General features: G+C 64.5%; 13 protein-coding genes. All 13 read right to left on the reverse strand.

Annotation, left to right across the window (positions count from 1 at the left end; all coding sequences use genetic code 11):
- Positions 1 to 2: 2 nt before the first annotated feature.
- The 13 genes from puhE to bchF are packed head-to-tail and all read right to left on the reverse strand — an operon-like array spanning position 3 to position 14,127.
- Positions 3 to 821 (reverse strand): putative photosynthetic complex assembly protein PuhE, encoded by an 819-nt coding sequence (gene puhE, locus ACQ651_RS16090; RefSeq protein WP_375551168.1) that lies wholly within the window; start codon positions 819 to 821, stop codon positions 3 to 5.
- Positions 821 to 1,936 carry a magnesium-protoporphyrin IX monomethyl ester (oxidative) cyclase gene (gene acsF / locus ACQ651_RS16095; protein WP_227285629.1) on the reverse strand — a complete coding sequence of 372 codons (1,116 nt, stop codon included), beginning with the start codon at positions 1,934 to 1,936 and terminating at the stop codon, positions 821 to 823. The genes puhE and acsF overlap by 1 nt, the downstream gene beginning before the upstream one ends.
- Positions 1,933 to 2,229 (reverse strand): hypothetical protein, encoded by a 297-nt coding sequence (locus ACQ651_RS16100; protein WP_121897694.1) that lies wholly within the window; start codon positions 2,227 to 2,229, stop codon positions 1,933 to 1,935. The genes acsF and ACQ651_RS16100 overlap by 4 nt, the downstream gene beginning before the upstream one ends.
- Positions 2,230 to 2,234: 5 nt before the next feature.
- Positions 2,235 to 2,708: a photosynthetic complex assembly protein PuhC gene (gene puhC, locus ACQ651_RS16105; RefSeq protein WP_227285628.1), complete on the reverse strand. Its 474-nt coding sequence runs from the start codon at positions 2,706 to 2,708 to the stop codon at positions 2,235 to 2,237.
- Positions 2,709 to 2,723: 15 nt separating this feature from the next.
- Positions 2,724 to 3,359, reverse strand: coding sequence for a photosynthetic complex putative assembly protein PuhB (gene puhB / locus ACQ651_RS16110; RefSeq protein ID WP_227285627.1), 636 nt, complete (start codon positions 3,357 to 3,359; stop codon positions 2,724 to 2,726).
- A gap of 13 nt (positions 3,360 to 3,372) precedes the next feature.
- On the reverse strand, positions 3,373 to 4,143 hold the full coding sequence (gene puhA, locus ACQ651_RS16115) for a photosynthetic reaction center subunit H (protein WP_227285626.1): 771 nt from the start codon (positions 4,141 to 4,143) through the stop codon (positions 3,373 to 3,375).
- Between the two features lie 26 nt (positions 4,144 to 4,169).
- Positions 4,170 to 5,591 (reverse strand): PucC family protein, encoded by a 1,422-nt coding sequence (locus ACQ651_RS16120; RefSeq protein WP_227285625.1) that lies wholly within the window; start codon positions 5,589 to 5,591, stop codon positions 4,170 to 4,172.
- On the reverse strand, positions 5,588 to 6,271 hold the full coding sequence (gene bchM / locus ACQ651_RS16125) for a magnesium protoporphyrin IX methyltransferase (RefSeq protein ID WP_430449834.1): 684 nt from the start codon (positions 6,269 to 6,271) through the stop codon (positions 5,588 to 5,590). The genes ACQ651_RS16120 and bchM overlap by 4 nt, the downstream gene beginning before the upstream one ends.
- Entirely contained in the window at positions 6,271 to 7,239 is a 969-nt protein-coding gene (gene bchL / locus ACQ651_RS16130; RefSeq protein WP_121897558.1) for a ferredoxin:protochlorophyllide reductase (ATP-dependent) iron-sulfur ATP-binding protein, read from the reverse strand. Before bchL ends, bchM begins: the two co-directional genes overlap by 1 nt.
- A gap of 13 nt (positions 7,240 to 7,252) precedes the next feature.
- The gene (locus tag ACQ651_RS16135; RefSeq protein WP_430449835.1) at positions 7,253 to 10,810 is read right to left on the reverse strand and encodes a magnesium chelatase subunit H; all 3,558 of its coding nucleotides are present in this window, start codon (positions 10,808 to 10,810) and stop codon (positions 7,253 to 7,255) included.
- The gene (gene bchB, locus ACQ651_RS16140) at positions 10,800 to 12,371 is read right to left on the reverse strand and encodes a ferredoxin:protochlorophyllide reductase (ATP-dependent) subunit B (RefSeq protein ID WP_430449836.1); all 1,572 of its coding nucleotides are present in this window, start codon (positions 12,369 to 12,371) and stop codon (positions 10,800 to 10,802) included. Before bchB ends, ACQ651_RS16135 begins: the two co-directional genes overlap by 11 nt.
- The gene (locus ACQ651_RS16145; protein WP_227285621.1) at positions 12,368 to 13,651 is read right to left on the reverse strand and encodes a ferredoxin:protochlorophyllide reductase (ATP-dependent) subunit N; all 1,284 of its coding nucleotides are present in this window, start codon (positions 13,649 to 13,651) and stop codon (positions 12,368 to 12,370) included. The genes bchB and ACQ651_RS16145 overlap by 4 nt, the downstream gene beginning before the upstream one ends.
- Positions 13,648 to 14,127 carry a 2-vinyl bacteriochlorophyllide hydratase gene (gene bchF, locus ACQ651_RS16150; RefSeq protein WP_227285620.1) on the reverse strand — a complete coding sequence of 160 codons (480 nt, stop codon included), beginning with the start codon at positions 14,125 to 14,127 and terminating at the stop codon, positions 13,648 to 13,650. Before bchF ends, ACQ651_RS16145 begins: the two co-directional genes overlap by 4 nt.
- Between the last annotated feature and the right edge of the window lie 289 nt (positions 14,128 to 14,416).

A 14,416-nucleotide genomic window follows, 5' to 3' on the forward strand; every position in this document is an offset into this window, starting at 1 on the left:
CCTCACTTCATCGTCTGGCTAGGTGTCGTATCCCGGGGCCGGGGCCCCGGGGTCGGGTCTGGCAGCATCCAGCGCCAGAGTTTTTCGTCGGGCAGGGGCAGGACCATGAACCAGTGCTCCAGGAGCGCCAGCGCGGTCAGCGCGGCAAGCAGGGCAAAGCCCACGATATCGCCCGTGGTTTGCGCCCCCCAGAGGCGTTCCATCCAGCAAGCCAGCGCGAAGCTGAGCCCGGTGATCGACACCGGGAACAGCGCGTTCATGCGCGCGACGCGGAAATGGCTGGACAGGTGGGTAAGGTGTTCGGGAATGAACTCCAGATTGATTTTGCGCACACCGAGATAGAGGTTCAGCTTGGCGCTGATGCGCGCCGCGAAGAGAATCGCGAAGGTCCAGGTGCCGAACTGGTTTTCGGCCCCCCAGGAGGCGAAGACCATCGCCAGAAGCAGCCCGAGAAGCAGCAGTTCGTGATAGGCGACCGTGCCCCAGGCGCGCACGAAGCGTTCCCATTCCGGGGCACCGTCCCTGGCATAGCCGCGATAGGGGCCGGTGATGACGCCGGTCAGGAAGGTGAGTTCCACCCAGCCCCAGAGCGCAAGCGCCGAGAGAAAGCCGATATAGGCCCCCGCGACGGAGGTGTTCCCCAGCGTGTCGAGAAAACCGACCGCCCCGAGGACGAGAAAGGGGAGGTTCATGAGAACCACCCATTGGCGGGCATTGCCGCCTTCCCGTTCGGCGCGGCGCACCGCCACAAGGATCGCGCCGGTGGAGAACCACCAGAGAAACAGTGCCACAAGGGCCGCGATCCAGGGGGAGGCGAGCATCAGTAGGCGGGCTCCATTCTCGTGGTGTCCGGCACGGCGTGTTTCTTGGCCGGAATGGTGAAGAGGGAGACAAACGCCATCGCGGCGCGCGCGCTGGGCCCGATACGACCCAGCAGGCTGCCGCGCTGCTTGGCCGCCGCCAGATCGGCATTGGCCTTTTGCAGCCGCTTCAGACCCTTCATCCAGCGCGGATGGTCGATATCGAGCGTGATCGGGAAGATCTGCTCGGAAATCGCGGAGGTCTTGCGGAAGACCTCCTGCCCGTACCAGTCGGGATCAACGCCCAGCGCCTCGTGAAAGGCCGGGCGCTGATGATCGCGGACATACATGGTGGAATAGACCGCGGTGAGGAAGAACTTGATCCACAGGACGTTGCCGCCGCTGGTCAGTTTCGGATCGGTCTTCATCAGCAGCGCGAAGGCCTCGCCATGGCTGAACTCGTCGTTGCACCACTCCCGGAACCACTTGAAGATCGGGTGGAACCGATGCTCCGGGTGCTTCTCCAGATGCCGGTAGATGGTGATGTAGCGGGCATAGCCGATCTTTTCCGACAGGTAGGTGGCGTAGTAGATGAACTTGGGCCGGAAATAGGTGTATTTCTTCTTCTGCGTCAGAAAGCCCAGATTGACGGCGATGCCCGCCTCGCGGAGCGCATCGTTGATGAAGCCCGCATGGCGCGCCTCGTCCCGCGCCATGAGCTGGAACAGCGTCACGATATCCTCGTTATTGCCGCGCCGCTTCATCTCCTTGTAAAGGACGCATCCCGAAAACTCGGCGGTACAGGAAGACACCAGAAAGTCGATGAACTCGGCTTTCAGCCTCGGCTCCATATTCTCCCAGTCGACGCTGTCCCAGTCTTCGTTCTTCTTGAAATGGCCCTTGTTCGGGTCCGATTTCATCTGGGCGATGAGCTTGTCCCAGTCGGCGCGCACGGGTGTCACGTCGATGGCGTCCATCTCGTCGAAATCGGTGGTGTAGAAGCGCGGGGTCAGAAGCGTGTTCTGCATGGCCAGCGCGGTGGCGCCCTCGCTGTCGACGACGCCCTGGTGGTTGTCGGCGGCCAGGGCTTCTTCGACGGTTGCGGCGTCGGCGGAATGGGTGCGTTGGACGTTCATACCGAGACCTCCTCACTGAAGGAAAATTCGCAGAGTTCCATGAACTCGAAATCGCCGGTCATCCGGGTCCAGAGCTGTTCCAGCTTGGAGGCCCGGGTGATCGTGGCCATGCGGTCCTCGATCACGACCTCGCCATAGGGCGCCATGATCGGAGCGCCGTGGACGAGCACTTCGTCCCCGGGATGGATCACCGCGCCGTTCAGAAATTTCATATGCGCGTGCAGGCTGTCGAACTTGTGGCTTACCTCAACCTGGCAAGGCGCCGTTTCGGTTTCTCTCGTAAACAGTCCCATGTTGGTCATTCCTCCAGCAAGCGGGCGAAGACCCGCGTGTTGTCCGCCCCGAAACCGATGAGTTCGGCCCGGAAATCGGTGTAGTCGTCGCGTAATCCGATGCGCCCGTCTGAAAAGAGCACCAGTCGTATGGGTTCGGAACCGGTCAGCCCGACGGCCCCCCGTTCACGTTCCAGAACCCGGTATACGCCCGCAACAAACCCGCCCTGATCGGCGGCCAGCGTGGCGATCACATTGCCGTCCATGTCGAGTACACGGGCGGAGCCATCCATTTCGCCGAACAGGCGGATCATCCGCTCCTGCGCCACCGGCCGTTCCTCAAGCGAGGGCGGCAGCGCCTCCAGCGGGCGATTGGTCGCGGTGGCATAGGCCACGATGATCAGCACACACAGGCACAGCACGAACATCGCGCGGATCAGCACCGTGGGGATCATCTCCTTGTCGCGGATGACGAGTCTTTCTTCGGGGCTCAGAGCCATCTTTCCGACCCTCCCCTATTCTGCCGCCACGGCATCCGGCGCGGGGATGCGCGAGATGACGGGCTCGGCCACGGCGGTTTCCGCCGCATCGGCCAGAAGGGCGGCGACCTTTTCCACATCCGGAATGCAGCGCAGCGCCGGTTCGGTCTGCTTCATCCGCCACGGCCGCACATGGGGCCATGTCATCATGTAGCTCAGCGTCACATCGCCGGGCAGAAGCTCCAGCGCGATCGTGCCGGTTCCGTTGGCCCGCTTGGCCAGCGTCGCATTGGCGATCTGCCGGAACGGCAGGTTCAGCGTCATCGTGAGCGCCGCGCCGATCCGCAGCGCCACGCGCCGATTGGTCAGCGTGTAGACGGTCGATTTGGCCTGAACATAGGCGATCAGCACCAGCAGCGCGCAGACGATGGCGCCAAGGACCAGAAAGAAGGACGCGGCATTGGCGCTGGCGGCCCAGCTTTCGCCCGCAGCGCCGGCGATGGTGCGCCAGGCGAAGAGGAAGGCGAAATAGCCGGCCACCCAGTACAGGCTGAGTGATTCCCGCGCCAGGGCCCACCAGTCCGGCTGGCCCTGCCACAGGATCTCTTCGCCCGCGGGCAGGTTTTCGGGTAATCCACGGACAGGCTCGGTCTGAAAGTCGTCGTGGGACATCGGTTTCTCCTCCTCAGATGGCGGGGTCGAGCCGCTCTTGCGAGGCGTAGAGAATGCCTCCGGCATAGTAGGCCGAGATCTTCTCCTCCTCCAAAAGGGTGACCTGATTGGGGGATTTGGTGACCGGCACATTCGCGAAATGCTTGCCGAAGATCGCGTTGATCTTCACCCGGTCGGATTTGATCTTGCAGTAATGGATTGGCACGAGGCGGGTGCCCCCGCCATGATCCGCATCAAGTTCGATGGACAGATAGCGGACCAGCTGTTCGGGCGCGTCCAGCCACATGTCGCTGATCTCGCCCACGATCTCTCCGTCCCCGGCCTCCACCGGCAACCCGCGCGGGTCGCGCCCGGCGGAAACACGATAGCCCTCGGTCGCGCCCATGGGAACGATCTTGCTGTGGCCGTGGCCGTCAAGCTCGGGCAGGTCGCGGCGTTTCGCCCAGGAGGCGGGGCCGACACCGTCCAGCATCGGGTCGCCGGTCGGCTCGAACGGATAGCCATTGGCGGGGTTCGTCCGCTTCAGCGCCACCTCTCCGCGCGCTTGCAGGTCGGGCCCGGGCACGGTGACCTCGCCCCGATTGTGGGGCAGCTTGAAGGTTTTCGGGCTGGGGACGGGAAACAGGCCCTGATTGGCCGATTGCGTTCCGTCATCGTTTTCCAGCGGATAGCCTTCGCGCATGTTCTCGGTCTGCAGGTAGTAGATCAAGAGGGCGAAGAAGATCCAGAACAGCCAGATCGACAGGCTGGCCAGATCGAACGTTCCGAAAAAGGTGCTTGTCATGTTTGGTCTCCTTCGTGACCCGTCGGTTAAGTGGGCATGTCGGCAAGGCCGATCTTGCGGACGCTGCCGGTCTGTGTGGTTGTGATGGTCCGCACCAGCGGGCCAAGCGCGATGAGCGTTGCGAACAGCAACAGAATTTCCAGGTGATAGACGACCGAATAGCCGGTGCCGGGATTGGCAAGCGCCTCGCCCAGACTGCCGGACATGGCGGCCTGATTGACCAGATCGCGCACCCCGCCGCCGATGGCGATGGACAGGCCCGCCGCCGTGGCCTGCGCCGCGCCCCAGGCCCCGAGCGCCAGACCGCGCCCGGCCATGCCCTGCGCCGGCATCGTCATCGCGGCGGTCAGCGTGGCCACCGCGAAGAGACCGCCGCCAAAGCCGATGCCGCAGGCACCGGCAAAGAACAGCACTTCGGAGCCCATCGGGTTTGCGAAGATCACGGCGCAGAACGCCGCGACACCGGCCAGAATGCCGCGCGCCGCCATCCGGTAGGGATTGATGCCGCCCGCCAGCCATTTGGCGGCCAGCGCGAACCCGACCAGCGCACCGGCGGCCCAGGTGGCCGTCAGCAGGGTCGTGGCGGACACCGACAGGCCGAGGATCTCCCCGCCATAGGGTTCCAGCAGGACATCCTGCATGTTGAAGGCCATGGTGCCCAGAAAGACCACGACCAGAAGCCGCCCGGCTGTCCCGCCATTGGCATAATCGGCCCAGGCGTCGCGGAAGCTGGGACGCGGCGCGGCGCGCTCTTGCCTCGTCATCGGGCGGACGCGTTCCTGTTTCCACAATGCGATGAGGTTCAGGATCAGGGTGATCAGGGCGGCGGACTGGACGACCTGAATAAGCTTCAGCGGCGTGAAATCGCGCAGGAACCAGCCCACCACGAGGGCGGAGATGCCCATGCCAATCAGGAACATCACATAGAGAAGGGCCACGACGCGGGGGCGGGCCTCCTCCGACGCGCGGTCGGCGGCGAGCGCGAGACCGGCGGTCTGGGTCATATGCATGCCCAGACCGGTCATCAGGAAGGCCAGCGCGGCAAGCACCTCACCGGCGAAGGGCACATTGTGAACAACATCGCCACCCAGAACGAGCAGCGCCGCAGGCATCACCGCCAGCCCGCCCATCTGCCAGATGGAGCCGAACCAGAGATAGGGGATGCGCTTCCAGCCGATCGAGGAGCGGTAATTGTCGGACTTGAACCCCAGAAGCGCGCGGAACGGGGCGATCAGCACCGGCAGCGCCACCATGATCGCGACCAGAACGGCGGGCACCGAAAGCTCCACGATCATCACGCGGTTCAGCGTGCCCAGAAGCAGAACCCCAGCCATGCCGACGGAAACCTGAAACAGCGAAAGCCGCAGAAGCTCGCCCATGGGCAGGCCGTCGCTGGCTGCGTCCGCAAAGGGCAGATACCGGATGGATATGCGCGACAGCATGCTCATCTGGCATACTCCAGACAGGTGGAAATGTAGAAGCCCCGGGACACACGCTCGACTTCGGAAATCGAGCCTGATGCGCCATGCAGAGACGTTTTCCGGGCCAGATGCCGCGGCTTGTGCGGCACCATGGTGGGGGAGCGGTCGGACCGCGGGAAGAGTTTGCCCACCCCCCACATCGCCATCAGAAGCGTGGTGCGCGGTGCGACCGTGAAGACCACGGATCCCTCGACCCGGGGGCACAACCCGGCCAGCGCCCGGCCCAGATCGTCGGCCTCGTAATAGATCATGCTGTCCATCGCCATGACGTAGTCGAAGGCGCCAAGGCTTTCGGAGAGCATATCGCCCGAGGTAAAGGTGACGCGCGGCGCCAGATTGTCGGACAGGCGGCGTTCCGCGATCTTCACGAGTTCCGGCGAGATGTCGATCGCCACGACATCGGCGCCGCGCATCGCAAGCTCCGCCGTCATCTGGCCTGCGCCGCAGCCTGCATCGAGCACGCGCTTGCCGGCCAGATCCTCGGGCAACTGGCCCAGCATGATCGCCCGCATCCGGTCGCGGCCCTCGCGCACGGTCTGGCGGATACCCGAAACGGGTGCGTCAGAGGTCAGACGCTCCCATGTCCGGGTTGCCGTGCGGTCGAAATAATCCTCGACCCGTGCGCGTGTGGCGGCGTAGTCGGCCATCAATCAAACCCGAGCAATTCGAAGATTTCACGATCCGGCAGGGACTCCGGGGCAAGCGGGTCGGTGCCCTTGAAGAGAAGATCGGCAAGCCGCACGTATTCGGCACGGGCCAGCACGATATCCTCATCGTCGGGCATCTCGAAAAGGGTCTTCTTCTTCAGCCGCGACCGCCGGATGGCGTCGATATCGGGCATGTGCGCGATGCGGTTGAACCCGACCACCTCGCAATAGCGATCCACCTCATCGGTGTCCTTCGAGCGGTTGGCGATGCAGCCGGCGAGACGCACGTTGTAGTTCTTGGATTTCGCGCCCACGGCCTGAATGATCCGGTTCATCGCGTAAATGCTGTCGAAATCATTCGCGGTCACGATCACGGCGCGGTCCGCATGCTGGAGCGGGGCGGCGAAACCGCCGCAGACCACATCGCCCAGCACATCGAAGATGACCACATCGGTGTCTTCCAGCATGTGGTGCTGTTTCAGCAGCTTGACCGTCTGGCCCACGACATAGCCGCCGCATCCGGTGCCCGCGGGCGGGCCGCCCGCCTCGACGCACATGACGCCGTTATAGCCGGTGGTCACGAAATCCTCGGGGCGCAGTTCCTCGGCATGGAAATCCACGTCCTTCAGGATGTCGATCACCGTCGGCTGAAGATGGCCGGTCAGGGTGAAGGTGCTGTCATGCTTGGGGTCGCAGCCGATCTGCAGCACCTTCTTGCCAAGCTTGGTGAAGGCGGCGGACAGGTTGGACGAGGTGGTGGATTTGCCGATCCCGCCCTTGCCGTAGACGGCAAAGACCTTGGCGCCTTCGATCTTCAGCGTCTCGTCCTGATGGACCTGCAGCGAGCCCTCGCCATCCTCCCCCTTCTTCAGGATCGGCGGGTTGGCCAGCCCACGGGCCTTCAGACCCTCTTGCTCGCGGGCATTGGCGCGCGCGGCGGGCGGGTGTTTGGTATCCAGTGGGCTCATGTCGGTTCTCCTGTCATTCAGCGGCTACGTTGAGCCCTTCAAGCGTGTCTTCCAGCTCGTCCGCCCCGGCCTGAAGGGCGGCAAGCGTGGCCTCGTCGGGTTGCCAGTAATCACGTTCATGTGCCTCCAGCAGGCGGTTGGCCATGCGCGCGGAGGCTTGCGGGTTGAGCGCGGCCAGACGGCGGCGCATCTCCTCATCGAGCACGAAGGTCTCGGACAGGCGCTGATAGACCCAAGGGTCGACCTGACCGGTGGTGGCGGACCAGCCAAGCGTGTTGGTCACCTGGGCCTCGATCTGGCGAACGCCTTCATGGCCATGCTTCAGCAGACCTTCGAACCATTTCGGGTTGAGCGAGCGGGAGCGGGTTTCCAGCGCGACCTGATCCTGAAGCGTGCGGACCTTGCCCTCGCCCCGGGTCTGGTCGCCGATGAAGACCGGCGCTTCGACACCCTTGGCGCGTTTGACCGCGCGCGAGATGCCGCCCAGCGTATCGAAGTAATGATCGACCGTCGTCACGCCCAGCTCGACGGATTCGAGGTTCTGATAGGCGATATCGACATCCTTGAGGGCCGATTGCAGGAGGCCTGCGTTTTTCTTGGCCTTGCCGTCGCGGCCATAGGCGAAGCTCTTGCGCGCCTCATAGGCATCGGCCAGTTCATCCTCACCGTCCCAGGCGCTGCTGTCGACGAGGATGTTGACGTTGGAGCCGTAGGCGCCTTCGGCATTGGAGAAGACGCGCAGGGCCGCCGTTTCCATGTCGACCCCCATTTTCTCGGCGTAGTCGAGGGCGTGGGCGCGCACGAAGTTCCGCTCCGTCGGCTCCTCCGCCGTGGCGGCCTTGTAGGCGGCTTCGGCCAGCATCCGGGTCTGCAGGGGCAGCAGATCGCGGAAAATGCCCGAAAGCGTCATCACCACGTCGATCCGCGGGCGGCCCAGTTGTTCCAGCGGGATGAGATCGGCACCGGAGAGCCGGCCATATCCGTCGAAGCGCGGGGTCGCCCCCATCAGCGCCAGCGCCTGGGAGATCGGGCCGCCATCGGATTTGATATTGTCGGATCCCCACAGAACCAGCGCCACCGAACGGGGAAGCGTGCCGGCGGCCTGCAACAGCCTGTCGGCCTGTTTCGCACCGTCCTGCAGGGCGAAGGCCGTTGGCATGCGGAACGGATCGAAGGCATGGATGTTGCGGCCGGTGGGCAGAACCTCGGGCGAGCGGGTCAGATCGCCGCCCGGAACCGGTTCGATGAAATGCGCCTCAAGCGCGCGCATCAGCGCCGGAAGCTCGGTCTGCTGACGCAGCAGGTGTTCGACCCTGCCCCGCGTTTCAGGGTCTGTTTCGGCCATCACGCGCAGATGTTCCTGTAACTCCGCCTCGTCGATGGCGCGGCCCAGAACATGCAGCCCGTCGGGGATCAGCGCATCCTCGGTCTCCAGAAGCTTCAGCCACAGCGTATCCGGATCGGTGTCGGCCATGTCGACGGCCTCGGCCTGCGTGCCGATCAGGGCGGCCAGTTCCTCCCGCTCGGGGCTGTCGGGGGGCAGGCCACGCCAGCGGGTGAGGCTGTCTTTCAGTTCGCTCAGACCCTTGTAGAGACCGCTTGCGGCCAGCGGCGGGGTCAGGTGCGTGATCGTCACCGCGTTGGACCGGCGTTTCGCCAGCGTCGCCTCGGACGGATTGTTGGAGGCGTAGAGATAGACATTGGGCATGTCCCCGATCAGCCGGTCGGGCCAGTCGCGCGCGCCCAGGCCCGCCTGACGGCCCGGCATGAATTCCAGCGCGCCATGCATCCCGAAATGCAAGAGCACATCGGCGCCGAAATCCTCCCGCAGGTAGCGGTAGAAGGTGGAGAAGGCATGGGTCGGGGCAAAACCCTTCTCGAAGAGCAGCCGCATCGGGTCGCCTTCATAGCCGAAGGTCGGCTGAACCCCGACGAAGACATTGCCGAACTGCGCGCCCAGCACGAAAACGCCGCCGCCATCGGATTGCTGTTTTCCCGGGGCCGGGCCCCAGACGGCCTCAAGCTCGGCCAGATGGGGCTCGCGGGCGACGATATCGTCGGCGGGGATACGCGCGGCGACGTTTGCCTGCTGGCCATAGCGCTCGGCATTGCCGTGCAGGATCGCGTGGCGCAAGTCGTCCACCGTGGCGGGCGGGTCCAGGTCATAGCCTTCGGTCTTGAGCGCATGCAGCGTGTTGTAGAGCGACTCGAAGACGCTGAGATAGGCGGCCGTGCCGATGGCCCCGGCATTGGGCGGAAAGCCGAACAGGACGATCCCGAGCTTGCGCTCGGTCACATCGGAGCGCCGCAGGATCGCCAGCTTGCGGACCTTTGCGGTCAGCGCCTCGATCCGTTCGAGACAGGGCGACATGGCCTTGTGATTGTCCTTGTTCGGGCAGTTGTAGTTGCAGCCGTGGCAGCCGTCTGCCCCGTGGCGCCCGCCGAAGACCGTGGGGCAGGTCGCCCCGTCGATCTCGGGAAGCGCGATGAGCATCGTGGTCTCCACCGGGCCGAGACCGCCCTCGGACGAGCCCCACTGGCCAAGGGTCTGAAACTCGATCGGATGGGCCGCGACATAGGGCACGTCGAGATCCTTGAGGACCGCAACGGCGGCGTCGCTGTCGTTATAGGCCGGGCCGCCGATCAGGCTGAACCCGGTCAGGGAGACCAGCGCGTCGATCCGGCCGCCGGCGAAGTAATCCGCGATCGCGGGACGACCGTCGAGCCCGCCGGCGAAGGCCGGGATCACGGCCAGACCGGCCGCCTGCATCTGCCGGATCACACCATCGTAATGGGCGGTGTCGGAGGCTAGGATGTAGCTGCGCATCATCAGCAGGCCGACGGTGGCGACCGGAGCCGCGGGCTGCGGCAGATCGGCGGCATCGGTGGTGATGTGGTGGCCCGGCAGGTCCGGGTGGTACAGCCCGACATCGGGATAATCGATGGGCGCGGCGGCCTCGGCGCCCTTGAAAGCGGTGTCGCTGGCATAGCGGCCCACAAGGAAGCGGACCATCTGTTCGACATTGTCGTCGGACCCGCCCAGCCAGTATTGCATCGACAGGAACCAGGCGCGGAGATCCTGCGCCTTGCCGGGGATGTATTTCAGGATCTTCGGAAGCCGGCGGAGCATCTTCATCTGCTTTTCGCCGGACGAGGCAGAAGGTTTCGCCGAGCCGCGCAGCTTTTTCAGAAGCTTCATCGGCCCGCTGCTGGGCTTGCGCATGTCCAGCTCACCCATGCGGGTGAGGCTTACGACCTCGGAGGCGGAGATCAGCCCGATCATCGCGTCGCAGGCGTCGCGGCGGGCTTCGAGGTCGGGCAGGATCGCCTGGATATGCTCCTCGATGAACAGAAGGTTCGCGACGATCAGATCGCCGTGGCGCACGGCATCCTTGGCCATTTCCAGCGCATCCGGGTTCTCGGCCCATTCCGCGGAGGCATGGACGGAGACCGAGAGGCCCGGGAACTCATCGGCCAGACGCTCTGAAACCCGGGCGGCGGGCCCGGCGGCGTGGCTGTCCAGCGTCACGATGACGACGCGGTAGCCGGGGATGTGGCCGCTATCGCGCATAATGGGCCTTTGCCTCGTAGAGTGTGTCGATGCTGATTTCCGTCACGCCCTGTTCGGCGGCGAATTTCTCGGTATTGCGCCGCGCCTTGCCGCGCACGAAGAACGGGATCTTCTTCAGCTCCTTCTCGGCGTCTTCCAGCCAGACCATCACGTCGCCGCCGGTTGATCCGGGCGCGGCATCGTCCTGCGCGTCCTGAGCGGGGCGGGCGGTTTCGGCGACCGATGCACCGGGCTCGGCCACGGGCTTCGGCGCATGGCCCCCGTGATGGCTCGGGCCCGCTTCGTCGTGGAACTCGAAATCCTCGCGGAACATATGCAGCAGGTGCTCTTCTAGACCCATCACCAGCGGATGGATCCAGGTGTCGAAGATCACATTCGCGCCTTCCCAGCCCATCTGCGGCGAATAGCGGGCGGGGAAATCCTGCACATGGACGGGCGCGGAAATGACGGCGCAGGGAATACCGAGGCGTTTGCCGATATGGCGCTCCATCTGGGTGCCGAGGATCATTTCGGGCGCCGCCTCCTCGATGGCCTTTTCCACCTCGAGATAATCGTCCGTGATCAGTGCGGTGAGCCCGTAATCCTTCGCAAGCGCGCGGATGTCGCGCGCAAACTCCCGGTTGTAGCAGCCCATCCCCACCACCTCGAAGCCCATCTCGTCGCGGGCGATCCGGGCGGCGGCCTTCACATGCGTGGCGTCGCCGAAGAGGAAAACGCGTTTGCCCGTCAGGTAGGTCGAGTCGACGGATTTGGACCACCAGGGCTGGCGCAGCCGGGAGAGATCCTTGCGGGGTTCGACCCCGGCGAGCGCCGCGACCTCGGCCACGAAATCATGGGTCGCGCCCACGCCCAGGGGCACGGTTTTCGTGTAGGGCTGGTCGCAGACCTTTTCCAGATGGCGGCAGGCGGTCTCGGCATGCTCGGGATAGAGCATGACGTTGAAATGGGCCTGTCCAAGGGTCGTGATCTGTTCGGGCGTGGCACCCAGCGGGGCCACGACATTTACGGCGATGCCCATTTCCCAGAGCAGGGATCTGACCTCTTCGATATCGTCGCGATGCCGGAAGCCCAGCGCGACGGGACCGAGGATGTTGCAGGAGATTTCCGGCGTGCGCGCCATCGGGCGGGCAAGGGCCTTGACGATCTGATAGAAGGTCTCGTCCGTGCCGAAGCCTTCCTTGCGCTGATAGCTCGGAAGCTCCAGCGCGATGACCGGCACCGGAATGTCCATCGCTTCGGCAAGGCCGCCGGGATCGTCCTGAATAAGCTCCGCCGTGCAGGAAGCGCCGACGATGAGCGCTTGCGGCCGGAACCTCTCATAGGCGTCCATGCAGGCGGTCTTGAAGATGCCGGCGGTGTCGGCGCCCAGATCGCGCCCCTCGAACGTGGTGTAGGTGACCGGCGGGCGATGATCGCGCCGTTCGATCATGGTGAAGAGGAGATCCGCGTAGGTGTCGCCCTGCGGCGCGTGCAGCACGTAATGCAGGCCTTTCATGCCGGTTGCGACGCGCATCGCCCCCACATGGGGCGGGCCTTCATATGTCCAGACAGTCAGTTTCATTCCGCGGCCTCCAGCTTCAGAAGGGCGCGGCGGCGCAGCGGGCGGGCGAAAAGGGCCGCCAGATCGCCGGCCTGTTCGTAGAAATGGACCGGGGTGAAGACAAGCTCGATGGCCCATTTGGTGGTGAGACCCTCGGCTTCGAGCGGGTTCGCGAGGCCAAGACCGCAGACGGTGAGATCCGGGCGTGCGGCGCGGCAGCGATCAAGCTGCAGGTCCACATCCTGCCCTTCCGATATCGTCGGACCGGCCGGGATCAGATCCATGTCCGGGCCGACAAGGCCCTTGTGGATATAGGGCGCGCCGATCTCGATCGCCTCCATCCCGCATTCGCGAATGAGGAACCGGGCGAACGGGATCTCCAGCTGGCTGTCGGGAAAAAAGAAGATCGATTTGCCCGCGAGCGTTTCCGCGGCGGCGGCCACGGCCTTGCGCGCGCGGGCGCGCGGCGCGGCGGTGACGCGATCGAAGGTTTCGTCATCGACGCCGAATTCATCGGCGATGGCGCGCAGCCACGCCGTTGTGCCCTCTTCGCCGAAGGGGAACGGGGCGGAGATCATCCGCGCGCCGCGACGGTCCAGCGCCGCGGCGGTATCGCCCAGAAACGGCTGCAGCAGCGCATAGACCACGTTTTCGCCGATGCCGGGCATCTCGGCCGAGCGCGGCGCGGGCAAAACGCGGATCGGGCCGATGCCCATCTCGCTCAGAAGCTTGACGGCCTGATCCTCGACCACGTCGGGCAGCGCGCCGACCAGAAGCAGCTCGCGCGCCTGCGTGGCGGGCAACACCGGAACCATGGAGGCCAGGCAGGCATCTTCGCCCTGGGTAAAGGTGGTTTCGATCCCGGAGCCGGAATAGTTCAGCACCCGGACATGGGGCGCATGTTCGACGGTCAGCCGCTCGGCGGCGCGGGCGAGATCCAGCTTGATGACTTCGGACGGGCAGGACCCGACAAGGAAAAGCTGCCGGATGTCGGGGCGGCGGGCCAGCAGACGGGCGACCTCCCGGTCAAGCTCGTCATGGGCGTCGGCCATGCCGGCCAGATCGCCCTCTTCAAGGATGGCGGTGCCGAAGCGGGGCTCGGCGAATATCATCACGCCCGCGGCGGATTGCAGCAGATGCGCGCAGGTGCGGCTGCCGACCACCAGAAAGAATGCGTCCTGCATCTTGCGGTGCAGCCAGATGATGCCGGTCAGGCCGCAGAACACCTCGCGCTGTCCGCGCTGTTTCAGGATCGGCGCGTCGCGGCAGGTCTGCGCGGGAATGGTGGCGGGGCGGTTCATGCGTCCCCCTCCAGCCGCGCGGCGCGGAGCTTCAGCAGGAACTGGCCCGCGTTGATCACATAGGCCGCATAGGCCGCCAGCGCGATCCACATCTGTTCGGCATGGGGCAGGCCCGCAAGCAACGCCCAGACATAGGCCGCGTGCAGTGCGATGACGGCGAAGCTGAAGACATCTTCCCAGAAGAAGGCCGGCGCAAAGAGATACTGCCCGAACACCACCTTTTCCCAGATCGCGCCGGTTATCATGATGACGAAGAGAAAGCCGGTCTTGACGACGATCGAGATCGTCGCGGCCTCGTATCCCGAACCGCTCAGCATGAAGCGCGCGACGAGCACCAGGGAAATCAGGAATGCCAGAAACTGAAGCGGCGCCAGAACCCCCTGCACGGTCGTCCAGACAGTCGCGTCCCTTCGGGCGCGTTCCTCCGGTGTGTAAAGCCGCCGCGATGGCGGATGCGTCAGAGTCTCAGATGACATGCAGATACGATTCCTTGGATCTCCCCTTGAAAGCTACTGTTGTCAGATTGGAAGTGTCAACTAAAACTTACACATTTTGAGGCGCCCGGAATGCTTCTATTTCCGAGATTATAATAGGGAAAAGACCCTATTTTTGCTAAGAAATTCAGGCGGTCCGCGGCACAATCCGCCCGGACGGCACGGAGGGGCAACCCGAGTTGTCAATTTCCTTTGACAGATTTGGCGAAGTCATAGAGACTGTCTGGCGAAAGACTTCCCGGACGGTCCGGCACCGCGTTTCTTTCTATGG

The sequence above is a fragment of the Rhodophyticola sp. genome (assembly GCF_965284195.1).
GTDB lineage: Bacteria > Pseudomonadota > Alphaproteobacteria > Rhodobacterales > Rhodobacteraceae > Rhodophyticola.

Excerpts from the sequence above, each read along its gene's own strand:
- puhE (WP_375551168.1), bottom strand. The coding sequence starts at position 821 with ATGCTCGCCTCCCCCTGGATCGCGGCCCTTGTGGCACTGTTTCTCTGG.
- acsF (WP_227285629.1), bottom strand. The coding sequence starts at position 1,936 with ATGAACGTCCAACGCACCCATTCCGCCGACGCCGCAACCGTCGAAGAA.
- ACQ651_RS16100 (WP_121897694.1), bottom strand. The coding sequence starts at position 2,229 with ATGGGACTGTTTACGAGAGAAACCGAAACGGCGCCTTGCCAGGTTGAG.
- puhC (WP_227285628.1), bottom strand. The coding sequence starts at position 2,708 with ATGGCTCTGAGCCCCGAAGAAAGACTCGTCATCCGCGACAAGGAGATG.
- puhB (WP_227285627.1), bottom strand. The coding sequence starts at position 3,359 with ATGTCCCACGACGACTTTCAGACCGAGCCTGTCCGTGGATTACCCGAA.
- puhA (WP_227285626.1), bottom strand. The coding sequence starts at position 4,143 with ATGACAAGCACCTTTTTCGGAACGTTCGATCTGGCCAGCCTGTCGATC.
- ACQ651_RS16120 (WP_227285625.1), bottom strand. The coding sequence starts at position 5,591 with ATGAGCATGCTGTCGCGCATATCCATCCGGTATCTGCCCTTTGCGGAC.
- bchM (WP_430449834.1), bottom strand. The coding sequence starts at position 6,271 with ATGGCCGACTACGCCGCCACACGCGCACGGGTCGAGGATTATTTCGAC.
- bchL (WP_121897558.1), bottom strand. The coding sequence starts at position 7,239 with ATGAGCCCACTGGATACCAAACACCCGCCCGCCGCGCGCGCCAATGCC.
- ACQ651_RS16135 (WP_430449835.1), bottom strand. The coding sequence starts at position 10,810 with ATGCGCGATAGCGGCCACATCCCCGGCTACCGCGTCGTCATCGTGACG.
- bchB (WP_430449836.1), bottom strand. The coding sequence starts at position 12,371 with ATGAAACTGACTGTCTGGACATATGAAGGCCCGCCCCATGTGGGGGCG.
- ACQ651_RS16145 (WP_227285621.1), bottom strand. The coding sequence starts at position 13,651 with ATGAACCGCCCCGCCACCATTCCCGCGCAGACCTGCCGCGACGCGCCG.
- bchF (WP_227285620.1), bottom strand. The coding sequence starts at position 14,127 with ATGTCATCTGAGACTCTGACGCATCCGCCATCGCGGCGGCTTTACACA.